Annotated in this window: 16 protein-coding genes and 1 tRNA gene; 7 read left to right on the plus strand and 10 right to left on the minus strand. The window is 76.1% G+C overall.

Annotation, left to right across the window (positions count from 1 at the left end; translation table 11 throughout):
- Window positions 1-135: 135 nt before the first annotated feature.
- The gene (locus CLV92_RS02125) at window positions 136-1,497 is read right to left on the minus strand and encodes a glucose-6-phosphate dehydrogenase (protein ID WP_104431299.1); all 1,362 of its coding nucleotides are present in this window, start codon (window positions 1,495-1,497) and stop codon (window positions 136-138) included.
- Window positions 1,498-1,864: 367 nt separating this feature from the next.
- Here CLV92_RS02125 and CLV92_RS02130 point away from each other — a divergent pair, with 367 nt between their 5' ends.
- Complete coding sequence (locus CLV92_RS02130; protein ID WP_104431083.1) at window positions 1,865-3,853, plus strand: anthranilate synthase family protein; 1,989 nt, start codon at window positions 1,865-1,867, stop codon at window positions 3,851-3,853.
- A gap of 100 nt (window positions 3,854-3,953) precedes the next feature.
- Here the strand turns inward: CLV92_RS02130 and CLV92_RS02135 are convergent, their stop codons facing one another.
- The 3 genes from CLV92_RS02135 to CLV92_RS02145 form a co-directional block, all read right to left on the minus strand.
- Window positions 3,954-5,450, minus strand: coding sequence for a flotillin family protein (locus CLV92_RS02135; RefSeq protein WP_104431084.1), 1,497 nt, complete (start codon window positions 5,448-5,450; stop codon window positions 3,954-3,956).
- 388 nt (window positions 5,451-5,838) lie between these two features.
- On the minus strand, window positions 5,839-8,451 hold the full coding sequence (locus CLV92_RS02140; protein ID WP_104431085.1) for a polynucleotide kinase-phosphatase: 2,613 nt from the start codon (window positions 8,449-8,451) through the stop codon (window positions 5,839-5,841).
- On the minus strand, window positions 8,448-9,887 hold the full coding sequence (locus tag CLV92_RS02145) for a 3' terminal RNA ribose 2'-O-methyltransferase Hen1 (protein ID WP_104431086.1): 1,440 nt from the start codon (window positions 9,885-9,887) through the stop codon (window positions 8,448-8,450). The genes CLV92_RS02140 and CLV92_RS02145 overlap by 4 nt, the downstream gene beginning before the upstream one ends.
- A gap of 159 nt (window positions 9,888-10,046) precedes the next feature.
- Between CLV92_RS02145 and CLV92_RS02150 the strand changes: the two genes are divergently transcribed.
- The 6 genes from CLV92_RS02150 to CLV92_RS02175 all read left to right on the plus strand — a co-directional run bounded on the left by CLV92_RS02150 (window position 10,047) and on the right by CLV92_RS02175 (window position 20,069).
- Window positions 10,047-12,170: a putative bifunctional diguanylate cyclase/phosphodiesterase gene (locus tag CLV92_RS02150; RefSeq protein ID WP_146099376.1), complete on the plus strand. Its 2,124-nt coding sequence runs from the start codon at window positions 10,047-10,049 to the stop codon at window positions 12,168-12,170.
- 85 nt (window positions 12,171-12,255) lie between these two features.
- Window positions 12,256-13,647 (plus strand): SWIM zinc finger family protein, encoded by a 1,392-nt coding sequence (locus CLV92_RS02155; RefSeq protein ID WP_245886332.1) that lies wholly within the window; start codon window positions 12,256-12,258, stop codon window positions 13,645-13,647.
- A complete protein-coding gene (locus tag CLV92_RS02160) occupies window positions 13,644-15,236 on the plus strand; it encodes a DUF5691 domain-containing protein (RefSeq protein ID WP_104431089.1) in 1,593 nt (530 codons plus the stop codon). The genes CLV92_RS02155 and CLV92_RS02160 overlap by 4 nt, the downstream gene beginning before the upstream one ends.
- An 80-nt stretch (window positions 15,237-15,316) precedes the next feature.
- The gene (locus CLV92_RS02165; RefSeq protein ID WP_211290813.1) at window positions 15,317-16,390 is read left to right on the plus strand and encodes an ATP-binding protein; all 1,074 of its coding nucleotides are present in this window, start codon (window positions 15,317-15,319) and stop codon (window positions 16,388-16,390) included.
- Window positions 16,391-16,431: 41 nt separating this feature from the next.
- Window positions 16,432-18,804, plus strand: coding sequence for a DUF5682 family protein (locus tag CLV92_RS02170; protein WP_104431300.1), 2,373 nt, complete (start codon window positions 16,432-16,434; stop codon window positions 18,802-18,804).
- On the plus strand, window positions 18,801-20,069 hold the full coding sequence (locus CLV92_RS02175) for a VWA domain-containing protein (RefSeq protein WP_170112708.1): 1,269 nt from the start codon (window positions 18,801-18,803) through the stop codon (window positions 20,067-20,069). The genes CLV92_RS02170 and CLV92_RS02175 overlap by 4 nt, the downstream gene beginning before the upstream one ends.
- 36 nt (window positions 20,070-20,105) lie before the next feature.
- Here CLV92_RS02175 and CLV92_RS02180 read toward each other — a convergent pair whose 3' ends face one another.
- The 6 genes from CLV92_RS02180 to CLV92_RS02205 all read right to left on the minus strand — a co-directional run bounded on the left by CLV92_RS02180 (window position 20,106) and on the right by CLV92_RS02205 (window position 25,962).
- Window positions 20,106-21,737, minus strand: coding sequence for a polyketide antibiotic transporter (locus CLV92_RS02180; protein ID WP_104431091.1), 1,632 nt, complete (start codon window positions 21,735-21,737; stop codon window positions 20,106-20,108).
- Entirely contained in the window at window positions 21,734-22,642 is a 909-nt protein-coding gene (locus CLV92_RS02185; protein WP_104431092.1) for an ABC transporter ATP-binding protein, read from the minus strand. The genes CLV92_RS02180 and CLV92_RS02185 overlap by 4 nt, the downstream gene beginning before the upstream one ends.
- Before the next feature lie 172 nt (window positions 22,643-22,814).
- Window positions 22,815-24,206: a glycoside hydrolase family 43 protein gene (locus tag CLV92_RS02190; RefSeq protein ID WP_211290778.1), complete on the minus strand. Its 1,392-nt coding sequence runs from the start codon at window positions 24,204-24,206 to the stop codon at window positions 22,815-22,817.
- Window positions 24,207-24,309: 103 nt separating this feature from the next.
- Complete coding sequence (locus CLV92_RS21850) at window positions 24,310-25,197, minus strand: hypothetical protein (RefSeq protein ID WP_211290779.1); 888 nt, start codon at window positions 25,195-25,197, stop codon at window positions 24,310-24,312.
- 22 nt (window positions 25,198-25,219) lie between these two features.
- Entirely contained in the window at window positions 25,220-25,786 is a 567-nt protein-coding gene (locus CLV92_RS02200; protein WP_104431093.1) for an RNA 2'-phosphotransferase, read from the minus strand.
- A 99-nt stretch (window positions 25,787-25,885) separates the two neighbouring features.
- Window positions 25,886-25,962, minus strand: a tRNA-Met gene (locus tag CLV92_RS02205).
- Between the last annotated feature and the right edge of the window lie 17 nt (window positions 25,963-25,979).

Genomic DNA, 25,979 nt, shown 5'->3' on the forward strand with positions numbered 1-25,979 from the left:
TGCGGTCCGCCTCCCGGCCTCGGACCGTCCGCCGCAGCGCTCGGGGCCTGACGCGCCCACGGCGGGGACGTTGCGCCGCGACGCACCCGCGTGTCGCAGGCGCAACGTCCCCGCCGAGGGGTCAGGCGGAGGGCCTCAGCGCAGGAACCACTGCCGCGGGGCGGCGAGCTCCTCGACGGCGTCCGGTCCCCAGGTGCCCTCGGCGTAGGGCAGCACCTCGGGCCGGGCCTGCTGGAACGGCTCGATGGCCTGCCAGGCGTTGCGCAGTCCCTCGACGCCGGTGAAGAGGGCGCGGTCGCCGGTGAGCACGTCGTGGATGAGCTTCACGTAGGGCGGGGCGTCGGTGCCGGGGAGCGAGGGCAGGGGCAGCGCGGCGGTGCCGGTGGTCAGCTCCTCCCCCACCCCGAGCGCCTTGACGATCAGGGCGACCTCGATGCGGCCGCCCTCCAGCAGGGAGAAGCTGAGGGCGCTGGGCCGCTCCGGCAGCTCCGTCAGGGGCCCCTCGGGCCTGCGCAGCAGCAGTGTGATGCGCTGCTCGTCGGCGGCCATCTTCTTGCCGCTGCGCAGCAGGAACGGAACCCCGCGCCAGCGCTCGGAGTCCACCCACAGCCGCACCGCCGCGAGGGTGTCGGTGCTGGAGTCGTCGGCGACGCCGTCGATGTCGCGGTAGCCCTCGAACTGGCCGAGGACGACCTCGGCGGGGTCGACGGCGCGGAAGTCCGCCAGGGCCGCGTCGCGGGCGGCGCGTACGGCGTCGGCGGACAGGTCGGCCGGGGTCTCCATCGCCACGGTCGCGGCGAGCTGGAACAGGTGGGTGACGATCATGTCGAGGAACGCGCCGGTGGCGTCGTAGAAGTCCGCGCGCTGGGCGACGTCGAGGGTCTCGGCGATGTCGATCTGCACCTGCTCGACGTGCTCGCGGTTCCACACCGCCCCGAGCAGGGTGTTCGCGAAGCGGGCCCCGACGAGGTTGCGCACGGCCTCGAAGGCGAGGAAGTGGTCGATGCGGAAGACCTGGGACTCGTCGAAGACGCGCTGCACCTCGGCGTCGAGCTCCTCGAAGGAGGCCAGGTCGGTGCCGTAGGGCTTCTCGTAGACGATGCGGCAGCCCTCGGCGAGGCCGTGGGCCTCGATGGCCCTGGTGATGCCGAGGGCCGCCCCCGGCGGCACGGCGAGGTAGTGGACGAGCTGCGCGTCGGCACCGACGGCGTCGCGGGCCTCTGCGACGCGCGCGGGCAGCGAGCCGGCGTCGTCGGCGGAGAAACCGCCACCGGCGTAGGAGAGGCGGGCGGAGAAGTCCTCCCAGGGGCCCTCGCCCGGCTGGGGGCCGAACTCCTCCAGCGCCTCGCGCACGTGGTCGCGGAACCAGGCGGTGTCCTCGTCGCCGCGGGAGGTGCCGACCAGGCGCCACTGCTCGGGCAGCAGGCCCTGGCGGGCCAGCTCGAAGAAGGCCGGCAGGACGAGGCGGCGGGCGAGGTCCCCGGTCGCGCCATACATCACGAACACGGTCGGCTGGGCCGGGGGTCGGGTCTCGCGCACGGGCTGGCTCACCACTCACCTCGTCGGGTCGGCTTCCGGAAGTCTTCCAGGAGTGTTGCAGGCGGGGCCGTCGCGTCGAACGCTAGGCCGTCCCGGTGCGCCGCGCGCGAGCAGCCCGACGCCGCCGGCCGCCGGGGCGCTAGGGTTCCCGGCATGACCGCCGCCCGCGCCGCCGCCACCGCCCGCGGTGCGCTGCGCGGTGCGTGGTGGTGGGCGACCCCGTCGGCCGCCTGAGCCCCACCGCCAGGGAGGCCGCCGCGAGGTGGCGCTGCCCGGCCCCCCTCGCCGACCGGCTCCGCACCCCGAGCCCGACCGAGGAGAACCGATGAGCACCCCCGGCCCCACCGCCCCCGCCCACCTCGCGCGGGCCGTCGTCGAGCGCCTGCTCACCCCCGGCGCCCCGCCGTTCGCCCTGCTGCGCCGCCTGGACCCGGCGACGGGCTCCCCGGGTCCCGTGGAGGTCCTCACCGGCGAGGTCACGACGGTCGAGCGGCTCGCCGACGTCCCCCTGCCCGCCGGCGCCCCGCAGGACGGGCCGAGTCGCGACGCGCTCGCGCTCGTCCCGTTCCGCCAGCTCGCCGAGCGCGGCTTCGAGGTCCACGACGACGGCACCCCGCTGCGGGTGCTGCGCGTGCAGGAGTCTGTGGAGCTGCACGACCTCGACGACCTGCTCTCCGCCCTGCCCGACGACGACGTGGACCTGCGCGACGTCGCCCCGAGCATGAGCGACGACGCCTACGCCGACGTGGTGCGCCGCATCCTCGCCGAGGAGATCGCCGAGGGCACCGGCGCGAACTTCGTGATCCGCCGCGACGTCGACGCACGCATCGACGGCTTCACCCCGCGCACCGCCCTGAGCCTCTTCCGCCGCCTGCTGGTGGCGGAGACGGGCGCGTACTGGACGTTCGTGGTCCACGTGCCGCCGGGCTCGGACGGCCCCGCGGGCCGGACCCTCGTCGGCGCCAGCCCCGAGGTGCACGTGCGGATGGCGCGCGGCGAGGTCGTGATGAACCCCATCTCCGGCACCTACCGCTATCCCGCGACCGGCCCGGACGCCGACGGGCTCGTGGAGTTCCTCACCGACCCCAAGGAGGTCGAGGAGCTGTTCATGGTGGTCGACGAGGAGCTGAAGATGATGTGCTCCGTCGGCGACCTCGGCGGCACCGTCCACGGCCCCTACCTGCGGGAGATGGCCCACCTCGCGCACACCGAGTTCGAGCTGCGCGGACGCAGCACCCTCGACGCGCGGGAGGTGCTGCGGCAGACGATGTTCGCGGCCACCGTCACGGGCAGCCCGCTGGAGAGCGCCTGCCGGGTGATCCGCCGCTACGAGCCGTCGGGACGTGCCTACTACGCCGGCGCCCTGGCGCTGCTGGGCCGCGACGCCGACGGCGTGCAGACGCTGGACTCCCCCATCCTCATCCGCACCGCCGACGTCGCCGACGACGGCGCGGTGCGGGTCTCCGTGGGCGCCACCCTCGTGCGGGCCTCCGACCCCGCCGGCGAGGTCGCCGAGACCCACGCCAAGGCCGCCGGGGTGCTGCGCGCCCTCGGGGCGCTGCCGCCCGCACCGCAGAGCGGGCCCGCCGGGGCGCCGCCCGCCCGCCGGGTCCCCCTCGTCGCGGACCCGCGGGTGGCGTCGCTGCTGGCCTCCCGCCGCGACCGGCTGGCGCCGTTCTGGCTCAACGCGCAGGCGCAGGAGCCGGGCGAGGTCCTCGGCGAGGTGCTCGTCGTGGACGCGGAGGACACGTTCACGGCGATGCTCGCGCACGTGCTCACCGCCGGCGGGCTGCCCTCGCGGGTGCTGCGCTTCGACGACCCCGGCCTGGACGCGGCGCTGGACGCGCACCGCGGCCTCGTCGTGCTCGGCCCTGGCCCCGGCGACCCCGAGGACTCGGGTGACACGCGGCTGCGGCGGCTGCAGGAGCTGGCAGCCAGGGTGTCGAAGGACGCCCGCTCCGGTGGCAACCCGCTGCTGGGGGTGTGCCTCGGCCACCAGCTGCTCTCCCGCACCCTCGGGCTCCCGCTGCGCCGCAAGGACGTCCCTTACCAGGGGCTGCAGGCGGAGGTGGACCTCTTCGGGCGCCGCGCGACGGTCGGCTTCTACAACTCGTTCACGGCGCGCGCCGACGCCGGGCGGCTGGCCGAACTGGCGGAGCGCGGCGTGGAGGTCTGCACCGGTCCCGGCGACGAGGTGGTGGCGGTGCGCGGGCAGGGGTTCGCGGGCATCCAGTTCCACCCCGAGTCCGTGCTGACCCTCGACGGGCCCGGAGTGCTGCGCTCGGTGGTGGAGCCGCTGCTGCACCGGGTCTGACGCAACCCGGGCCTCTCGGGAGCAGTCCCTCGGCCCGCACGGGGTGAGGAACGAGCGACGCGCGCCCCGGGTCCGACGGCACCCCGGGGCGCGCGAGCGGTCACTGCTGTCCCGAACCCTCCATGCGGGCGGGGGCCCCGTCCAGGCCCTGCGGCGTGCTGCTGCTGAGGGAGTGCAGCATCTGGGTGACGTCGATGCCGGTGGTGCGCTTCAGGACCTCGAACGTCTCCTGCATGTTGGCGCCGACGGAGCGGCTGAGCGCACCCGCGCCGTCGTTGGAGATGACGGTCAGGTCCTTGATGTTGCCCAGCGGGCTGGCCAGGGCCTCCGCCACCTGGGGCAGCACCTCCAGCGCGCGCTGGGTGAGTGCCGCCTCCCCGAACTCCTTCAGCGCCTGCGCCTCCTTCTGCAGAGCCTCCGCCTTCGCGGTCCCGGTCGCGGAGATGGCCTCCGCCTGCGCCTGGCCCTCGAGGCGGACGGCGTTCGCGTCCGCGGTGCGCCGCTGCAGCTCGGCCTCCGCGGCGAGCCGGACGCGTGCGGCGTCCGCCTCGGCGGAGAGGCGGACCCGCTCGGCCTCGGCTCGTGCCGCGGCGACGGCGGCCTGCTGCTCGGCCTCGGCGGAGAGCACCCGGGCCGTCTTGTGGGCCATGGCCTGCTGCTCGGCGTCGTAGCGGCGGGCGTCGGCCGGCTTGCGGACCTCGGTGTCGAGCATGCGCTCGGTCAGCTCCGCCTGGCGCTGCGCCACCCGCTCCTGCTCCTGGAGGACCTGCTGCTGCGCGGCGGCCTCGGCGAGGCGGCCGGCCGCGTCGGCCTCGGCCGCGGCCTTGTCCTGGTCGGCCTTGAACTGCGCCTGCTGCAGCGCCAGGTCGCGCTGCGCCTGCGCGATCTTGGCGTCGGACAGCGCCTTGGCCTGCTGCGCCTCCTGGGCGTTGTTGGCCTCGGCGATCTCGGCGGCCCGACGGGCGTTGGCAGCCTCGGGCCGGCCGAGGTCCTTGAGGTAGTTGCCGTCGTCGCTGACGTCCTGGATCTGCAGGGTGTCCAGGACGAGCCCCTGGTTGTTGAGGCTGGTCACCGCCTCCTCCTCCACCTGGCGGGCGAAGGCGACGCGGTCGCGGATGATCTCCTCGACGGTGAGGGTGCCGATCACGCCGCGCAGGCTGCCGGCGAGGACCTCCTGGGTGAACGGCTCGATCTCCTTCTGCTGGTGCAGGAACCGCTGCGAGGCGGCGCGCACCATGTCCTCGGTACCGCCGACCTTGACGATGGCGACGCCGTCGACGTTGAGCCGGATCCCCTGGCGGGAGACGGCGCCGCGGATGGAGATGGGGATGCGCACGGAGGAGAGGGAGAGCCGGTGCGCCTGCTGGACCAGGGGCTTGACGAACACGCCGGCGCCCATGACGACCTTCTGCCCGGACAGGTCGGTGGTGACCTGGCCGGTCTGGGGGTTCGTGACCGGCCTTCCCTTCTTGCCGACGATGATCAGCGCCTCGGAGGGGCTGGCGATCTTGTAGCGCGTCTTGACCGCGATGATCGCGAGCAGGAGGAGGACGACGAGCGCCCCCGCTGCGACGGCGGCGTAGAGGAGTGTGTCCATCTCACATCACTTCCGGTGGGGAGGGATCGCGGATTCGTGCGGGGCGCTCAGTGCGGCGTCGTCCCGGGGCGCCGAGGAGGCAGTCGGCTGGTCTGCCCCCGGCGGGCAGGCCGGGGCGCGCGCTCGGAGAGCCTCCAGCGGCCGCTCGTCGAGGCGGTGCAGCGGGATCGGGAGACCGGGGATCCGCGGGTCGCGGCGAGGGCCGCGGTCGGGGTGGTTCACGTGGGCACCTGTTCTCGGGATCGGCGAAGTCGTTGCCGACCAGGCTTCCCGGCGCTCCAGGTGCTGAGAGTAGCGGTCGCGCGGTGGGCGTGGTAGCTCCGCGGCCGTGGTCGCGGCTCGGGCGTCACCCGCGCGGAGCAGCCCCGGTGCGGTGCCCGCACCGGGGTCACAGCCGGGGGTCGACCGGCTCCGACTCCAGCGCGAGGACCGCGAAGGCGCACTCGTGCACCCGCCACAGCGGCTCTCCCGCCGCCGCGCGCTCCAGCGCCTCCAGCCCCAGGGCGTACTCCCGGCTCGCCAGGGACCGCTTGCGCCCCAGGTTCCGCTCCCGCAGCCGCTCCAGGTTCCCCGGCTCCGCGTAGTCGGGGCCGTAGACCAGCCGCAGGTAGTCCGGGCCGCGCACCTTCAGGCCCGGCTGGACGAGCCCCTTGCGGCCCCACACGAGGTTCGCGGCCGGCTTGACGACCATCCCCTCCCCGCCGGCCGCGGTCAGCTCCTCCCACCAGCGCACCCCCGCCGCCACGGAGGTCTCGTCCGTGACGTCGACGGCGAGGCGCCGCGTCCCGGCGAACGTGCCGGGATCGGTGTCGACGAGGCGGTCGGCCAGGCCCAGGTGCCAGGTGTGCGGCCGCTCCGCGAACGTCGCCCCGCCGGCGGCCAGCACCTGGAACGGCGCCAGCCGCACCCCGTCGAGGCCGTCGGTGGGCCAGCAGTAGCGGCGGTACGCCTCCCGGAACGCCGTCGCGTTGCCGGCCCGCGACGCCGTGCGCCCGAGCAGGTCCCCCACGTCGAGACCGCGGGCGGCGGCGCGCTCCAGCACACCGGTGGCGGCACTCAGCGCGTGCGTCGCCGCCGCTCCCACCGCGGCGTACTGCTCGCGCAGCAGTTCCTGCGCCTTGGCGTTCCACGGCAGCAGTTCCGCGTCCAGCAGCAGCCAGGGTGCGCCGAGCTCCTCGAACAGCCCCGCGCGCTCCGCCGCGGCGCGGACCCGCTCCACGAACGTCGCGGTGAGTTCCGGGGAGAAGAACGAGCGGCCGGTGCGCGTCCACACCGCCCCCAGCGCGTCGTCGGGCGCCCCGAAGCGGGACGCGGCCGTCGCGGCGTCCCGGCAGACGAGGGCGACCGCCCGGGAGCCCATGTGCTTCTCCTCGCACAGCACCGCGTCCACCCCGTCCGCGCGGTAGGAGTCGAAGGCCTGCTCCGGGTGCTCCAGCAGACCGGGCCGGGCCGACGTCGCGACCGGGCTCATCGTGGGTGGCAGGTGCAGCAGCCAGCGCGGGTCGACGGCGTAGCGGCTCATCACCTCAAGCGCGGCGGCGGCGTTCTCCTCGCGCACGGTGATCCGGCCGTGGTGGCGGGTCTCCACGACCCGGCGGCCGGTGACGTCGGACAGGTGCAGCACGTCGGGGTCGCGCACCACCGCGGCGGGTGGGGTGGGCCCGGCGCCCGGCTCCGCGGCGGCCACCGGGAACGGGCGGACCGGTTCGTAGTGCACGGCGCGCGCGGCGACGTCGACGAGTTCCCGCTCCGGCCAGCGCAGGGCGGTGAGGCTGCCACCGAAGACGCAACCGGTGTCCAGGCACATCGTGCGGTTGACCCACTCCGGCTGCGGCGTCGGTGTGTGGCCGTAGAGCACCGTCGCGGCGCCGCGGTAGTCCTGCGCCCACGGGTAGCGCACGGGCAGGCCGAACTCGTCCGTCTCCCCCGTCGTCTCGCCGTACAGGCAGAACTCCCGGACCCGGCGGGAGGAGCGGTTGTGGTACCGCTCCGGCAGCCCCGCGTGGCAGACGACGAGGTTCCCGCCGTCGAGGACGAGGTGGGACACGAGGGAGTCGAGGAACGCCACGACCTCCGTGCGGAAACCCTCCTCCTCCGCCTCGAGCTGCTGCAGGGACTCCGCCAGCCCGTGCGTCAGCTGCACCCGGCTGCCGCGCAGCGCCCGAACCAGCTTCGCGTCGTGGTTGCCGGGGACGACGAGCGCGCTGCCCTCGGCGGCCATCCCCATCACGAGCCGCAGCACCCCCGGGGTGTCGGGCCCGCGGTCGACGAGGTCCCCCAGCAGAACGGCCCGGCGGCCCTCGGGGTGCGCGGCGCCCACCGGCCGGCCCTCGGCGTCGTGGCGCAGGACGTAGCCGAGGCGGGTGAGCAGCTCCTCCAGCTCCGCGCGGCAGCCGTGCACGTCGCCGACGACGTCGAACGGGCCGTGCTCGTCGCGGCGGTCCGTGAACAACCGGGTCCGCTCGATGCGCGCCGCGTCGGCCTCCTCCTGCGAGCGCAGCACGTGGACGCGGCGGAACCCCTCCTTCTCCAGGCTCCGCAGGCCGCGCCGCAACTGGTCGCGCTGGCGCTTGAGCACCCCGGGGCCGAACTGCCGGTCGGGGCGGGCGGCGTTGCGCTCGGCGCAGACCCGCTCGGGCAGGTCGAGGACGATCGCCGTCGGCAGCACGTCGTGCTCGCGGGCCAGCGCGACGAGCTTGCGGCGCGCGTCGGGCTGGACGTGGGTGGCGTCCACGACGGTGAGCAGGCCGCGCGCCAGGCGCTTGGCCGCCACGGCGAAGAGGACCTCGAACGCGTCCGCGGTGGCGGACTGGTCGTTCTCGTCGTTGGACACGAGCGCGCGGAAGGCGTCGCTGGAGAGCACCTCGGCGGGGCCGAACCTCGTCCTGGCGAACGTCGTCTTGCCGGAGCCGGTGACGCCGACGAGGGCGACGAGGCTGAGCTCGGGAACGTCGAGGTCGACGGTCCCGGGGGTCGTGCCGGGGGTCGTGTTGCCGGTCATGCCGCATCCCCTCCGTCCCGGGTGAACACCGCGATCTGGGTGGGCGGGCCGACCTCGGGATCGTCCGGTCCCGCGCCGGCGAACCGCACGCCGTAGCCGTGCTGGCCGGCCACGTCCGCCGCCCACCGGCGGAACTCCTCCCGCGTCCACTCGAAGCGGTGGTCGGGGTGGCGGAAGCGCCCCGCGGGCAGCGACGGGAACCGCACGTTGTGCTCGGCGTTGGGCGTGGTGACCACGACCGTGCGGGGTGCCGTGAACGCGAAGACGCTGCGCTGCAACGCAGGCAGCCGGGACGGTTCGACGTGCTCCACCACCTCCACGAGGACCGCCGCGTCGAGGCCCGCGAGGCGGTCGTCTCGGTACGTCAGCGACGTCTGCAGCAGCGCCAGTCGCTCGCGCTGCCGCTGCGGCATCCGGTCCAGGCGCAGCCGCCGCTCCGCGCCCGCCAGCGCCCGGGAGGAGACGTCGGCCGCGACGATCCGGGTGAACGCCGGATCGGCGAGCAGCTCCGCGACGAGGGCGCCCTCCCCGCAGCCGAGGTCCGCGACCCGCCGGGCACCGGCCTGCCGCAGCAGTTCCACGACGACGGCGCGGCGCTGAGCCGCGAGGCTCGGCCTCGCGACGGCCGCCGCGGCCTCCTCCGCGGCACGCAGGACGGCGGCCTCCCCCAGCGCGTCGGGGTCGTCGCCGCCGCCGAGCAGGTCCAGCGCCTCCGAGGCCAGGGACCGCTGGCGGGCGAGGTAGCGGTGGCTGATGAGTTCCCGCTCGGGGTGGGTCTCCAGCCATCCGGAGCCCACCCGCAGGAGCTTCTCCACCTCCTCCGCACCCACCCAGTAGTGCTTGGCGTCGTCGAGCACGGGCAGCAGGACGTAGAGGTGGCTCAGCGCGTCGGCCAGGCGCACGGTCCCGCGCAGCCGCAGGTCGACGTACGGGGACGCCCCCCAGGAGGGCACCTCCTCGTCCAGGGGGAGTTCGCGCGCGTCGACGTCCCAGCCCAGCGGCGCGAACAGCCGGCGCACCAGCTCCGCCCCGCCGTCCGGGCCGCCGCGGCAGGGCAGCACGGGCAGGCGCACCTGGAGCGGGAGCGCGGCGGCGGCCAGGGCCGGGCGGCTGGTGCAGCGCCCGGCGAGCGCGGTGCGGAACACCGAGGCGATCGCGACGGCCAGCAGGCTGGACGCGGCGTAGGGGCGGTCGTTGACGTGCTGGTGGAGCGCGAACCCCTCGCCGCCCCTCGCGCCCCGCACCAGTGCCACCGGGTCCACCTCCAGCAGCAGGGCGGCGGTGCAGCGCTCGGGCGTGGCCTCGGGGTAGACCACGTGGGCGGTGCCGCTGGCGAGCGGGGTCGCCTGCGGGCGGTCCGGGTGCTTGTGCAGGAGGTGCCCGAGGTCCGTGGCCGGCCGCTCGGGCGTTCCCGTGGTGGTGAGGGTGAGGAGCACCGGTCCACACCACCACAACGGGGGCCGGATGCGCGCGGGGGTTTCGGTGTCGGCCGGGACGGACCGCAGCGCACCTCCTGCGTCGGTCGTCCCCGTGTGGTACCCACGAGTGTGGGTGATGCTCAGGACCGGCGCGGACGCCCGGTGCCCCCGGTCCTCGTGGACGCTGCACCACGCCCTGCCGCCGTCGGCGCGCAGGAGGCGGACGACGGGGCGGGCGCGGTGGGGACCGCCCCCGGTGCGGGGATCGACCCGCGTCTGGCGCTGGCCGACGCCGTGGCCGCCGACGCGGAGGCGTGGGTGGTGCACCGGGCCGTGCGCGACGACGCGGGCGGGGTGGTGGACTTCGAGGCCGTGTGGGCCAACGAGGCCGCGGTGCGGACCTCCGGCCTCGGGCCGATGGTGGGCCGGCGGCTCCTCGAGATGGTGCCCGAGATCGCCGACAGCCTGTTCCCGGTCTTCCGCAGCGTCGTGGACAGCGGCGAACCGCAGCAGCTGATGACCCCCGCCGTGGTCAGCGACGCCCGCCCGTCCTGGCGTCCGGGCTGGACCGCCTTCCATCTGCGCGCGGTGGGCGACCTGCTCGTCGTGCACTGGCGGGACGCCACCGAGGAGCACGGCAACGCCCTGGCCGCCGCCGCCGCCGAGACGCGGCTGCAGGCCCTCCTGCAGAACGCCGACGAGGTCATCGGGGTCTACACCAAGGACGCGAAGCCGCTGTACCTCAGTCCGTCCGCCCGGCGGGTGCTCGGCACCGGCGCCCCCTCGGCGCACTTCGCCGCCCGGGTGCACGTCGAGGACCGGCCGCTGGTCATGGAGGTCTTCGCCACCCTCCTGGCGGGTGGGCCGGGGCAGGTGGTCGAGGTCGAGGCCCGCCTCCAGCACGGCGACGGGCACTGGATGTGGGTGCACGCCCGGGGCACCAACCACGTCGACGACCCCGACGTGGGTGGCATCGTCATCAACCTGCGCGACATCACCGAGCAGCACGACTTCGCCGAGCAGCTGCGGCGCCAGGCCCTGCAGGACCCCCTCACCTCGCTGCCCAACCGCCGGCTCATCGACACCGAGCTGGAGAGGGCGCTGGCGCGCACCCGGCGCGGCAGCGAGCTGATCGGCGTCCTGCTCTGCGACGTCGACCACTTCAAGAGCATCAACGACCTCCACGGGCACCCGGCCGGTGACGAACTCCTGCAGCAGTTCGGCCGGCGCCTGTCCTCGGCGGTGCGCCCGGCCGACATCGTCGGCCGGCTCGGGGGCGACGAGTTCATCGTGGTCTGCGAGGACCTCGCCGACGTCGACGACCTGCGCGCCCTCACCGCGCGCATCCGCTCCGCCGTGTGCGGGGACTACGACATCGCGGGCCGGGACGTCTCCGTCACCGTCACGTTCGGGGCCAGCGCGGGGCGGCACCCGGACTCCAGCGACGAGGTCCTCAGCCAGGCCGACACTGCCCTGTACGAGGCCAAGCGCGCGGGCCGCGACCGCGTCGAGGTCTTCGACCACCGCATCCACCAGCGGCAGAAGCACCGCAGCGCCAGGGAGTCCGCCCTGCGGACGGCGCTGGGTGCGGAGGAGTTCCGCCTGCACTACCAGCCCGTGATCGACCTGCGGAGCGACCGTGTCGTCGGTGCGGAGGCGCTGCTGCGCTGGGACCACCCGCAGGAGGGCCTGCTGCTGCCCGCCGCGTTCCTCGGGCTGGCCGAGGAGAGCAACCTCATCGTCGACATCGGCGCCTGGGTGCTCCGTGCCGCCATGGCGGAGGCCGCCGGCTGGTCCGGGGACGACGGGGGGCGGCCCTGGCTGAGCATCAACGTCTCCGGGCGCCAGCTGGCCCACCCCGACCTGCTCCTGCACCTGGACGCGGCGCTGCTGGCGAGCGGGCTGGACCCCGCCCGCGTCGAGATCGAGATCACCGAGACGGTCGCCCTCCACGACCTCGACGCGACCCAGCGGGTGCTGACCGCCGTCCGCGCGCGGGGGCTGCACATCGCCCTGGACGACTTCGGCACCGGCTACTCGTCCCTGACGTGGCTGCAGCGGCTGCCGGTCGACACGGTCAAGCTGGACCGCAGCTTCGTGGCGGACCTGCTCTCCCCCGGAGGTCGGCACACCCCCAGCATCATCGGCGGGGTCACGGCACTCGCCCACGCGATGGGCAAGCACGTCATCGCCGAGGGGATCGAGAGCACGCAGCAGCGGGACCACCTCGTCGAGCTGGGCTGCGACTACGCGCAGGGGTACCTGTTCCACCACCCCGCCCCGCACGGCCCCTTCGGCTGAGACCGCAGCCGCCGCAGCGACCGGCACCCCACCGGCCGGGTGCTCGACAGGACCGGTGTCGGGGTCGCTCGCTAGCGTCGGGGACGTGCCGCAGCGCTGGAGCCCCGAGCAGGTGGTCGCGCTGGCCCCGGACGCGTCGTCGGTGGCGGCCGGCCGCAAGCTCGCCGCCGCGGGGCCCTGGTCGCAGACGGGTGCCACGGCCGAACCGGCCGCGGTGTGGGGCCTGTGCAAGGGCAGCGGGAAGACGCCGTACCAGACGATCGTCGACCTCACCGGGCCCGCGTACCGCTGCTCCTGCCCGAGCCGGAAGTTCCCGTGCAAGCACGCCCTCGGCCTGCTGCTGCTCTGGTCGGCCGGAGGGGTGGAGGAGACCGCCGCCCCCAGCGACTTCGCCGCGGCCTGGCTGGACTCCCGGGCCGCGAAGGCCGCCCGCAGCACCACCGCCGGGGCGGACGGCACGGGCACCGGGGTCGACGGCACGAGCGCCGGGGTCGACGGCACGAGCGCCGGGGCGGACGGCACGGGGGTCCAGCGGGACGCGGAGCGGGCGGCCCGCCGACGCGCCGAGCAGCGCGCCGAGCGGATGGGTGCGGGCGCCGCGGACCTGGACCGGTGGCTGCGCGACCGGGTGCGCACGGGTCTGGCCGGGGCGGACCGCGCCGGCTACGGCGACGTCGACGCGGTGGCGGCGCGGCTGGTGGACGCGCAGGCGCAGGTGCTGGCCGGTGGCGTCCGGCGGCTGGCGGGGGTGGCGGCCTCCGGCGACGGCTGGCCGGGGCGGCTGCTGGCGGAGCTGGCGCTGCTGCGGTTGCTGACCGCCGCCCACTCCCGGCTGGCGGACCTGCCCGAGCCGCTGGCCGCGACGGTCCGGGCCCGGGTCGGGTACCCGGTGCGCACGGAGGACGTGCTGGCCACCCCGGCGGTGCGCGACCGCTGGAACGTGCTGTCCCTGCGCGACAGCACCGAGGACCGGCTGGTGGTGCGGCGGGTCGTCCTGCTCGGGGAGCACACCGGGCGGGTGGCGGTCGTGCTCTCCTTCGCCCCGCCGGGGCAGCCGCTGGACGCCTCGCTGGTGCCGGGGCGCAGCCTGGAGGCCGACCTGCACTTCCACCCCGGTTCCGCGCCGCGCGCCGTGGTCGGCGCCCGCCACGGCGAGCCCGGGGTGCTCGGTGCCGTGGCGGGCGCCGGCGTGGCGGCGGCGCTGGCCTCGTGGGCGCAGGCGCTGGCCGCCGACCCCTGGCTGACGTCGTGGCCGGTGGTGCTGGCCGCGGTGGTGCCGGCCGCGGACCCGGGCGAGGACCGCCCCGGCAGCCTGCTGGACGAGGCGGGCGACGCCCTGCCGCTGGCACCGGGCGCCGAGCCGTGGCACCTGCTCGCCGTCTCCGGTGGCCGGCCGGTGACCGTGGTGGCCGAGCAGACCCCGCTCGGGCTGCACCCGCTGTCGGCGCTGACGGAGCACGGGCTGGTGGCGCTGTGAGCGGCACGGACCCCGCTCCCCTCTCCTTCGACGACCTCGTCGGCGCGGCGCTGCTGGGGACCGCGCGCCGGCCGGTGGATCCCGCCGGCCTGCCGGGCGCCGTGGGCGCGAGTGCCGCCGGGCTGCCGGGCGGGGACCCCGCGGCGCTGCTGCTCGACGCCGCCGCGCTCGCCGTGGTGCACGAGCGCGCGGGGGTGCTGCCGCTGCGCGGACAGCAGCCCGCACCCGCCGCCGGGGAGGAGGCGGGGCGCGTGGCCGGGCCGGCCGCCGCGGACCGGCTCGGCGGCCTCCTGGCGCGGGCGGGCACCCAGGACGGCGATGCGCTCCTCGCCCTGTGGCTGGACGCCGCGGCCGCCGCGGGCGTGCTCGCCCCGCCCGTCCTCCTGCCGGACCTGCTGGAGGTGGCCACGCGCTCGCGCGCCACGGCGGCACGGGTGGCGGCCGTGGCCGGGGAGCGGGGCCGGTGGCTGGCGCAGTGGCGTCCCACCTGGGCCGGCGCCCTGTCCCGGCACACCCCCCTGGGCACCTCCTCCGGCACCGCCGCGCCCGCACCGCGGCAGCCCGGCGACCCTGCGCAGGACCCGGCGTGGGCGCACGGGGCGCCCGCGGGACGACGGGCGTGGCTGGCTGCGCTGCGGGCCACCGACCCCGCCGCCGCCCGGGAGGTGCTGGCCACCTCGTGGGCGAGCGAGCGGGGCGAGGACCGCGAGGCGCTGCTGCCGCTGCTGCGGGACGGCCTCGGCCCCGACGACGAGCCGCTGCTGGAGGTCGCGCTGCGGGACCGGCGCGCCGCGGTGCGGGAGGTGGCCGCGGCGCTGCTGGCGGCCCTGCCCGGCAGCGTGCACGGGCGGCGCAGCGCCGAGCTGGCACTGCGCCACGTCCGGGTGGAGCGCCGGCGCCTGCGCCGCACGCTGGTCGTGACGCTGCCCGACCTCGACCCCGGGGAGGCGCGGGCCCTGGGGGTGCCGCCCGCCCCCCACGGGACCGGGGCGAGGCAGTGGCAGCTCCAGCACCTCGTGGCCGCGGCCCCGCTGGCGGTGTGGGAGGACACGCTGGGCGGCAACGCCGAGGACCTGGTGGCCCTGCCGGTGGCCGACGACCTCTACGCGGTGCTGCACGCGGGCTGGGCGGAGGCGGCGCGCACCCAGCAGGACGCCGCGTGGGCGCGGGCCCTGCTGGCCGCCGGGACCACCCGCGACCTCGCCGCCCTCGCGCTCGTGCTGCCGCCGCAGGAGCGGGCCACGGTGGCGGCCGCCGCCCTGGACGCCGACGACGGCAGGGACCGGCGCTCCCGCCTGCCACCCTCGGCGGAGCTGCTCCGGGTGCTCAGCGGGGTCCCGGCTCCCTGGCCGGAGCCCCTGGCCCCCTCCGTCGTGACCTGGGTGCGCCGCGTGCGCCGGGCCGCGGTCTGGTACGACCGGCCCGTCGTGCACCTCGCGGGGCTGCGCCTGCCCTGCGACGAGAGCACCGAGGCCGCGCTGCGCGCCGCCGCCGCGGCCCTGCCCGACGACGCCCCGCTCGCCCCGGACGTCTCCGGGGCCGCAGACACCCTGTCCTTCCGCCGCCACATGCTCGAGGAGCTCCGTTGACGCCGAACCCCGCAGCCCCCTCCCCTGGCGCACCGGGGGCCTCGCCGGCCGCCGCGGACGGCGGGGCGGGCACGACCGGTCTGCTGCGCCCGCACGCGGAGCAGCAGTTCGCGGCCGAACTGGCGGCGCTCGCCGCCTCCGACGACCGGCCGCGGCCGCCGGCCTGGCGGCTGTCGCCGGCGGCGGTCGTGACGTACCTGCTGGGCGGGACGCTGCCCGACGGGACCGTCGTCACCCCCAAGTACGTCGGGCCGCGGCGACTGGTGGAGGTGGCGGTGGCGACGCTGGCGACCGACCGCGCCCTGCTGCTGCTGGGCGTGCCCGGCACGGCGAAGACGTGGGTGAGCGAGCACCTCGCCGCCGCCGTCTGCGGGCGCTCGACGCTCGTGGTGCAGGGGACCTCCGGCACCGCGGAGGAGGCCGTCCGCTACGGCTGGAACTACGCCCGCCTGCTCGCCGAGGGCCCCTCCCCCGCGGCGCTGGTGCCCTCGCCGGTGATGGTGGCGATGCGGGAGGCGCAGGTGGCGCGGATCGAGGAGCTGACGCGCATCCCCTCCGACGTGCAGGACGCGCTCATCACGGTCCTGTCGGAGAAGTCGCTGCCCGTTCCGGAGCTGGGCGTGGAGGTGCAGGCCGCGAAGGGGTTCAACGTCATCGCCACCGCCAACGACCGCGACCGCGGCGTGAACGAGCTGTCCTCGGCGCTGCGCCGCCGCTTCAACACCGTGGTGCTGCCCCTGCCCGGCACACCGGAGGAGGAGGTGCAGATCGTGGTCCGGCGCGTGGAGCAGCTCGGCTCCGCGCTGGAACTGCCGGAGGTGCCCGCCGCGCTGGAGGAGATCCGCCGCGTCGTGACGGTGTTCCGGGAGCTGCGCTCGGGCTCCACCCTGGACGGGCGGACGGCGCTGAAGACGCCGTCGGGCACGCTGTCCACGGCCGAGGCCATCTCCGTGGTGACCCACGGGCTCGCCCTGTCCGCGCACTTCGGCGACGGGGTGCTGCGCGCCTCCGACATCGCCGCGGGCATCGTGGGCTCCGTGGTCAAGGACCCGGTGGCGGACCGGGCGGTGTGGGTGGAGTACCTGGAGGCCGTGGCCCGCGAGCGCGAGGGCTGGGCGGACTTCTACCGCGCCTGCCGGGAGGTCACGGGGTGAGCGCCGAGCCGGTGGCCCAGGAGCAGGTGACCCACGAGCAGGTGCGCTCCTCGCCTGCGGCGGGCGGGGCGCGGGTGCGGGTCTGCGGGGTCCGCCACCACGGCCCGGGGTCGGCGCGGGCGGTCCTCGCTGCGCTGGAGTCGCTGCAGCCGGACGTCGTGCTGCTGGAGGGCCCGGCCGACGCGGACCCCCTGGTGGCGCTCGCCGGCGCGGCGGACATGGAGCCGCCCGTGGCGCTGCTGGCGCACGTCACCGGGGAGCCGCGCACGTCCGCGTTCTGGCCGTTCGCGGTGTTCTCCCCGGAGTGGCAGGCGCTGCGCTGGGCGGTGCTGCACGGTGTTCCCGTGCGGTTCTGCGACCTGCCCGCCGCGGCGGTGCTCGCGATGCGGGACGACGGGTCCGGAACCGGGGAACCCGAAGGCGCGGAATCCGGCGGCGCGGAACCCGGCCCCGGCCGTGAGGACGGCGAACCCCCGCGCGGTGACGGGGAGGAGCACGGCGACGACGGTCCCCGCGACGGGGCCGCCCCGGGAACCGCGGAACTGCTGCGGGCCGATCCCCTCGCGGCCCTCGCCGCCGCCGCGGGCTACGACGACCCCGAGCGCTGGTGGGACGACGTGGTGGAGTCCCGCCTGGACGCGCCCGCCCCGTTCGACGTCATCACCGACGCGATGGCCGCGGTCCGCGAGCACGCACCGGCGCTGCCCGCCGCGGAGGAGGAGCGCGAGACGCGCCGCGAGGCGCACATGCGCCAGGTGCTGCGCGCGGTCCTGAAGGAGGGAGCCCAGCGCGTCGCGGTCGTCTGCGGCGCCTGGCACGCGCCCGCCCTGTCGGGGAAGCTGCCGCCCGCCGCAGCCGACGCGCGCACGCTGCGCGGCCTGCCCAGGCGGCGCGTCTCCCTGACGTGGGTGCCGTGGACGCACTCCCGGCTCGCGGCGGCCTCCGGCTACGGAGCGGGCGTCGACTCCCCCGGCTGGTACCACCACCTGTTCACCTCCCCCGACGAGCCGGTCACGCGCTGGCTGATCGCCGTGGCCGGGGTGCTGCGGGCGGAGGACCTGCCCGTCTCCACCGCCTCCGTCATCGAGGCCGTGCGGCTGGCCGACGCCCTGGCGGTGATGCGGGGGCGGCCGCTGGCCGGGCTGGCGGAGGTGACGGAGGCCACCCGCGCGGTCCTGTGCGAGGGCGACGAGAGCGCCCTGCACCTGGTGACGCGGCGCCTCGTCGTCGGTGAGGCGCTCGGCCGGGTGCCGGCGGAGACCCCCGCCGTCCCCCTCGACTCCGACCTGCGCGCCACCGCGAAGGCGCTGCGCCTCAAGCTCGACCCGCTCGAGCGCACCCTGGAACTCGACCTGCGCAAGGACACCGACCTCGCCCGCTCCCGGCTCCTGCACCGCCTCGCCCTCCTCGGTGTCGACTGGGGCCGGGCTGCGGCGTCGCTCACCCGGTCCACCGGGACGTTCCGGGAGACGTGGCAGCTCGTGTGGCGGCCGGAACTGGCGGTGGACGTCATCGAGGCGTCGGTGTGGGGCACCACGGTGGAGGCTGCGGCCACGGCCCGGGCCGTCGAGCGCGCCGGGGAGGCCACCCTGCCGCAGCTGACCGCCCTGGTGGAGCGGTGCCTGCTCGCGGGGCTGCCGCAGGCGCTCCCCCCGGTGCTGCGGGCCCTCGACGTGCGCGCCGCCGCGGACGCCGATGTGGAGCACCTGATGACCGCGCTGCCGCCGCTGGTGCGCGCCCACCGCTACTCCGACGTGCGCCGCACCGGCAGCGGCGACCTCGCGCAGGTCGCGGACGCACTGCTGGTGCGGGTGTGCGCGGCGCTGCCCGCGGCGGTCGTCTCCCTCGACGACGACGCCGCGCGCGACCTGCGCCGGGCCGTCGACGCCGTGCACGAGGCTGTGGGGTTGTGGGAGGACCCGCGGGGTTCGCGGCTGTGGTCGGCCACCCTGGCGGGCCTGGTCGCGGTCGAGCCGGGCCGCCAGGGCCCGCCGGGGCTGCTGGCCGGGCGGATCGTGCGGCTGCTGCGGGACTCCGGCGACCTGCCGGCTGCGGAGGCCGCGCGCCGCCTGGGGTTCACCCTCTCCCGCGGCACCCCCGCGCCGGCCGCGGCGGGCTGGGTCGAGGGGTTCCTCGGCTCGGGCGGCGGCACGGTCCTCGTCCACGACGAGGACCTGCTCGCCCTGCTGGACGCGTGGGTGTGCTCGCTGCCGGAGCGGGAGTTCACGGACGTTCTCCCCCTGCTGCGGCGCACCTTCGGCGGTTTCGCCGCGCCGGAGCGCCGCGCGCTCGGGGACGCGCTGCGGCGGGGCTCCGGAGCGAGGCGGGGCGAGGGGCGCAGCGCCGGGGTCGACGAGGAGCGGGCCGCACCGGCGCTGCGCACCGCCGCGATGCTCCTGGGAGTTCCGGCATGAGCGCGCCACCCCCCGGCACCGAACCCTCCGGCACCGAAGCACCCGGCAGCGACCCCCTCGGCACCGGCGCGCCAGCGGGCTTCGAGCCCCTCGTCACCGGCGCCGACCGGCTGCGCCGCTGGCGGCTGCTGCTCGGCGGGGAGGCCTCGTCCTGCCTGGGCGTGGAGCTGCGGGGGGATTCCGCGGCGATCGACGCCGCCCTGGCCGCCCTCTACGACGGCGAGGGCAGCGACCCGCGCGGGGGCCCGCGCAGCGCCGGCCTGGGCGCCTCCGCCCCCCGGGTGGCCCGCTGGCTGGGTGACATCCGCACGTACTTCCCCTCCACGGTGGTGCAGGTGATGCAGCGCGACGCCGTGGAGCGGCTGGACCTGACGCGGCTGCTGCTGGAACCGGAACTGCTGGAGTCGGTTCAGCCGGACGTGCACCTCGTGGGCACGCTGCTGTCGCTGAACCGGGTGATGCCGGAGCAGACGAAGGCCACCGCGCGGACGGTGGTGGCCAAGGTGGTCGCCGAGGTGGAGCGGCGCATCGCCGACCGCACGAGGTCCGCCGTCGGCGGGGCGCTCAACCGGGCCACGCGGACGCACCGGCCGAAGCTGCGCGACCTCGACTTCGACCGGACCATCCGCGCGAACCTCGCCCACTACCTCCCGGAGCACCGCACCGTCGTCCCCGAGCGCCTGGTCGGCCACGGCCGCCACCAGCAGGCCGTCGCGCGCGACGTGGTGCTGGCCATCGACCAGTCCGGCTCGATGGCCGAGTCGGTGGTGTACGCGTCGGTGTTCGGGGCGGTGCTGGCCTCGATGCGGGCGCTGCGCACGTCGCTCGTCGTCTTCGACACCGAGGTCGTGGACCTCACCGACCTGCTCCGCGACCCCGTCGACGTCCTGTTCGGCACGCAGCTGGGCGGCGGCACCGACATCAACCGCGCCATCGCCTACTCGCAGTCGCTCATCACCCGTCCCGCGGACTCGATGTTCGTGCTCATCAGCGACCTCTACGAGGGTGGGGTCCGCGACGAGATGCTGCGCCGTGTCGCGCAGCTGACAGCGGCCGGGGTCCAGGTCGTGGTGCTGCTGGCGCTGTCCGACAGCGGCGCGCCCGCCTTCGACCGGGACAACGCCGCGGCACTGGCCGCCCTGGGGGTTCCGGCGTTCGCGTGCACGCCGGACGCGTTCCCGGACCTCCTCGCCGTCGCGCTGCAGCGCGGCGACGTCGGCGCCTGGGCGCAGCGCACCCTCGGCAGCGCCGCCACGGGCCGTTGAGCCCGGTGCACCCGCACCGGCCCACCCGCCCCGGCGCTACGCCCGCACGTCGCGGCGGCCGTGGGCGGCGACCCCCGCCGCGGTGAGCAGCAGGGCCACGATCAGCAGCCCCACCGCCCCGGCGCCGTCGTGCGCCTCGACGGGAACCGCTGCCACGTGCGCGTACGGCGAGAGCGCCCGCACCGCGGGGGGCCAGCCGAAGGTGTCGCTGAACACGAGGAGCAGGAACCCCCCGGCGGCGGGAACGGCGCCGACGGCGAGGACCGCCCGCGGCAGGACGCCGAAGGCGAGCACCGCCGCGCCGAGGCTGACCAGCATCACCGGCACCGTGTTCAGCGCCCCGCCCACCCCCGCGGCGACCCCCAGCCCGGACCCGGCGATCCGGGCCCCCGCCCAGGCCGCCGTTCCCGCCAGCGCGGCGAGGAGGGTGCAGCCGAGCGCGAGGACGGCGGCGTGCCCGGCCAGCTGCGCGCGGCGGGACACGGGCAGGGAGAGCAGGAGCACGTGGCGGCCGGCGGACTCGTCCGCGGCGTCGGCGGCGATGCGGCTGGCCGCGAACAACCCGCCGGGGACGGCGAGCAGCGCGAACACCGCCGCGAGGTAGCCCTCCGCGCTGCCCATGCCGGTGAAGCCGGCCTCCGCCGCGGCGGAGGCGAACTGCGGGTTGTCGCCGAGGAAGCCGGTCAGCGACACCGTCAGCAGGCCCACCAGCAGGTAGTAGGCGGCCACCCCCGCCGTCCACGCCGCCCAGCCGCGCGCCCCGCGACGCACCGCGAACCCGGTGGAGGAGCCCAGCAGCGCCGTCCGCGGGGCGCGCTCGTCCGGCACCCGCACCAGGCCCGCGCCGACGTCGCGCCGCTCCACCGCCACGAACGCGAGCACGGCCGGCAGCAGCGCCATGCCGGCCAGCACGAGCAGCGGAACCGGGTCGTCGGCGGCGTAGGGCCGCACCTGACCGAGCACCCCGAAGGGGCTCAGCCAGCGCAGCCAGCCGAAGGGCTCCGAGCCGTCGGCCACCATGCGCGCCATGAAGGCGACCGCGAGCACCGCTCCCCCGGCGCCGGCCGCGCTGCGCCGGTCGGGCAGCACCTGCGCGCAGGCCAGGCCGAGCATGACGAAGGCCGCGCCGGTCAGGGCGGTCCCCGCCCCGTGCAGGAGCGCCCCGGCCGGCTCGGTGCCGACGACGAGCAGCCCTGCGGCCAGCGCGGCACCCACGACGGCCTGCGCGGCCAGCGCCACCGCCGCCACCCGCAGGAGCAGGGAGCGGGCGGGCAGGGTTCCCGCGCGCAGCAGCGCCCAGCGGCCGGCGTCCTCCTCGCCCCGCGTGACGCGCACCGTCGACAGCAGCGCCCAGACCGCGACGAGGACCGTCGTCATCAGCCCGGTCCGCCACACCGTGAAACCGCCCGGGTCGTCGAGGGCGACCGCCGGGCCGAACAGCGTCCGGATCGCGGGGTTGGTGGCGAGCACCTGCAGCGCACCGGCACCGAGCTCGCCGCCCACGGTCTCGCGGTACTGCACGACGACGACCGGCGGCAGCAGCGCCAGCAGCGCCGCGACGACGAGCGTGCCGCGGCGCAGCTCGCGCACCAGGTGGGCGGTGACGGCCCGGCCGGGCTCGCCCACCGCCGGGGTGGCGGGGGCCGTCGGGGCGGCCACGGCGCTCATCGCGCGGCCTCCCCGTAGTAGCCGAGGAAGATCTCCTCCAGGGACGGCTCGCGCACGGACAGCTGCACCACGTCGTCCCCGGCGACGGCCCGCAGCAGGGGCGCGGGCTCACCGGCCAGGGTGAGCACGACGCGCCCCTCGCCGAGGACCTCGACGTCGGCCACACCGGGGACCGCGGCGAGACCGGCGGGGACGGGCCCGGCGAACGACAGGTGGAACTCGTGGCGGCGCAGGCGGCGCAGCTCGGCGAGGCCCGCGACCTGGACGAGGCGCCCGGCCCGCAGGATGCCGACCCGGTCGCAGACCGCCTCCACCTCCGCGAGGACGTGGGAGCTGAGCAGGACCGCCTGCCCGCGGGCGGCGGCCTCCACCACGCAGCGCTGGAACTCCCGGCCCATCAACGGATCCAGCCCGCTGGTCGGCTCGTCGAGGACGAGCAGCGGGGCGCGCGTGGCGAACGCCGCCACCAGCGCCACCTTCTGCCGGTTGCCCGTGGAGTAGGCGCGGCACGGCTTGTCCAGCCGCAGGTCGAACCTCTCCACGAGTTCGTCGCGGTAGCCGAGGTCGGTGCCAGGCCCCAGGTTCGCCAGCAGCTCCAGCGCCTCCGCGCCGGTGAGGTTCGGCCAGAGGGCGACGTCGGCGGGGACGTGGGCGAGGTGGCGGTGGGCGGCGCGGACGTCCTCGGCGGGGTCGCCGAAGACCCGTGCGCGGCCGGCGGTCGGCCGGGCCAGGCCCAGCAGCATCCGCAGGGTGGTGGACTTGCCGGCGCCGTTGGGGCCGAGGAACCCGAAGACCTCCCCGGGTTCGATGCGCAGGTCCAGGCGGTCCACCGCCAGGGTCCGCCCGTAGCGCTTGCTCAGTCCCTCCGCCTCCACGGCGGGCAGGGCAGGGTCGATCGTGGGCATGGCCGGTCCTCTCGCGGTCGTCGTCCAGTTCGGACTGCCGACCAGGCTTCCCGGCGCACCGGTTGAGACAGTACTCCTCCCCCGGGCCCGTGTCAGCGGTTCGACCCCACGCGGCGATGCCCCCGGTCCTCCCCGGACGGGGAGGACCGGGGGCATCGCCCGGGCGTGGTTCTCAGCCCAGCGGTGCGGTCACCGCGAACGAGGCGTCCCCGTTGAAGACGGACGTGTTCTGGCGCAGGTCCAGCTGCAGGACGTAGTTGGAGTGCCGCACGAAGCGGCCCGGGACGTTGTACGACTCGAACGACGTCGTGCCGTTCCCCGCGAAGCCCGCCCGGGCGCAGAAGGTGGCGTCCCCGCGGAACCCGGCGCTGCCGTCGGATCGCGCCAGGACCAGCTTGAAGTTCTCGTGCCGCAGGTAGTAGCCCGGGAAGTTCACAGCCTGGAAGGACGAGCAGGCGCCGTTGGCGAGACCCGGCACCACGCTGAAGGTCGCGTCGCGGCGGTCGGCGGAGGGGCTCGACGCGCTGAGCGGGTCGATGACGGCCTTGTAGTCCCGGTGCCGGACGAACCGGTCGGGGAAGTTCGCCGAGCGCAGCGACCGGTTCCCGGTGGGCACCGCGGTGCCGTCGCCGACGTCCTCGCGCAGCACTGTGAAGTGCCGGGCGTGGCCGGACAGCCCGGCCAGCTCCACCTTCGGGCTGAAGGTGCTCAGGTCCGCGCTGTCGGCGTAGAAGTAGCGACGCGCACCGTACTGGTCGAAGTAGATGCGCCAGCGCCCGTCGGCCATCCGGACGAGCGCGGGACCCTCCAGGCCGCTGCCCCAGCCTGCCCAGTTCCCCGTCCCGCGGAACGTCCAGGGTCCGCTGAGGGAGGTCGCGGTGGCGTGCTCGATGTACTTCGTCGTCTCGTTCTTGAGGAAGTTGTGGTAGGTGCCGCCCACCTTCACGACGAAGCTGTCGATGTAGTTCGCCGGGATGCCGAGCGCGGCGGGAGCGCTCCAGGTGGACAGCGCCGAGTTCGTCGCCGTGATGCGGTACGGGCGGAACTGGCCGTTCGTCCCCGTCGTGGAGATCGACATGATGACGTGCACGGAGCCGTCGGAGTCGCGGAACCACTCGGGCGCCCACGTGCTGCCGCTGGTGCCCGCGACGTTCACCGTGACGTTGCGCAGGAAGGTCCACGTGCGGGTGTCGGCGCTGCGGGCGAACCCGATCGTGTTCCCCGTCCACCCGGTGGTGTAGACGAGGTAGTAGTAGCCGTCGCTGTGGCGCAGGACGCTCGGGTCGCGGACGAGGCCCGACGGCGGCGTGTAGGCGTTGGCGCGGACGAGGTCGAAGTTCGCGGCGTTGCCGGAGTCGTAGACGTACATGTTCGACTCGCTGGAGTTCGTGAACGCCGTCATCAGGTAGTGGGGGACGGGCCCGGCGGCCGCGGCCGGCTGGGTGGTGGCGGCGAGCCCGGCACCTGCCAGGACCGCAGCGGAGACGGCCGTGGCCAGGGCGCGGCGCAGTCGTCCCCTCCGGTGCGGCGCAGCGGGGGCGGTGGTGGAGCGGGGCGTGATCAAGGGGGTGCCTCTCGTCGTTGAAAGACCCGTGTGAGCGTTAACATCGCCAACGCGAAGGCCAATGAATCCAGGTTCGGCGCCCGGTGTCAACTGCACGCCCCGCTCAGCCGTTCAGCCTGCGCGCCAACGACCGCAACCACGGCTGCGAGAGCGCGGGCTCGCCCGCCACGGCCCGGGCGATGCGTCGGCGTCCCTCGCGGCTGCGCCCGTAGGAGACCAGCGCCACGGCCTCGGCGAGGGCCTGCCGCGTCCGCTCGCCCCGCTCGGGGTCCTCCCCGGCGCCCGTCCACCGGTCGGGCCGGTAGGAGCGGGTCAGCTTGTCCTGCCAGTTGCCGAACCAGGACCAGACCTCGGGGTCCAGGGACACGTTGAGCACCGAGGCGCCGGAGAGCTCTCGCGTCCACGGGGCCTCCTCCTGCCACCGGAACGCGTTCGGGCTGGTCGTGCCCCGCCGGGTGACACCCACGAAGCGGAGCCTGCGCCGCACGGTCCGCCAGGGCGCCCCTGCGTCCTCCACCCACTCGCGCAGCACGCCGAACAGGTCGGTGAACGTCGACCCGCTCGAGACCACGTCGACGAAGGTCACCGGCCTGCCGGCCCGGGCCAGGAGCGCCGGGGACGCTCCGACCGAGGCCAGCAGCTCACGCGCCGCGACCAGTTGCCGCGGCGTCAGCTCCGGCACGACCCAGCGGCGACCGGAGGGGGACGGCGCACCGCGCTGGAAGGACAGCGGCAGGCGGAGCACCCGCTGCTCCGCCCCCACCTCGGCCAGGGCCCCGCCGAGCAGGTCGAACATGCTGTCCAGGGACCGGCCGACGAAGACGAGGTCGCCGCCCCCGCTGCGGGCCAGCACCCTGCCCGCGCACTCCACGAGCGCGTCGAGGAACCACGGCTCCGCGTGCTGCGCGCCCTCGGGGAGCATCGAGCCGAGGCGGTCGGGGGCGACGAGGTCCCACCGGAAGGGCGGTTCGGGACCGGCGGGACTGGTCACTCCCCCATCGTGCCGCGCGGGCTCAGCCCCCCGCGCCCGGCGGCACCGGCTCCGGGTGCTCCGGTGGCCGCAGGTACGCCGGCGGGACGGCGTCGGTGAGCCAGACGCCGTTGGCCGAGCGGTGGAACACGTGCCCGTCCCGCGCCATCCGGCCCGCGAGGACGGTCAGGACGGCGGGGCGGCCCCGGCGGGCGCCCACCCGTGCGGCGGTGGCGGTGTCCGCGGAGAGGTGCACGTGGTGGCGCCCGCCACGGTGCAGGCCCTGCTCGAGGATCGCCGCGAGGTTGCGCACCGGGGTGCCGTGGTAGAGCAGCTCCGGCGGATCGACCGGCTGCAACCCGAGGTCGACCGCGACGCTGTGGCCCTGGTTGGCGCGGATGCGGTCCCCGTCCAGGGCGAAGCGCTGCTTGTCGCTGGCGGCCACCACCCGCTCGAGCTGGGCACGGCCCACCGGCCGCCCGGACCGGGCCAGGGCGTCCAGCAGGTCGGCCACGCCCACCCAGCCGTGGCGGTCGAGGTGGATCCCGACGCTCTCCGGCGCGTGCCGCAGGACCCGCGAGAGCAGCTTCGAGACGCGGACGTCGTCCATCTGCCGATGGTGCCGCGCCGGGCCCGGGCCCGCCCGCGCGGCGCAGACATCCCGGATACGACGAAGGCCCGGACCATGTGGTCCGGGCCTTCGTCGATCTGGTAGCGGGGGCAGGATTTGAACCTGCGGCCTCTGGGTTATGAGCCCAGCGAGCTACCGAGCTGCTCCACCCCGCGTCGCGTTGACAGGTAGA

Origin of the sequence: Kineococcus xinjiangensis, from assembly GCF_002934625.1 — a bacterium.
Lineage (GTDB): Bacteria > Actinomycetota > Actinomycetes > Actinomycetales > Kineococcaceae > Kineococcus_A > Kineococcus_A xinjiangensis.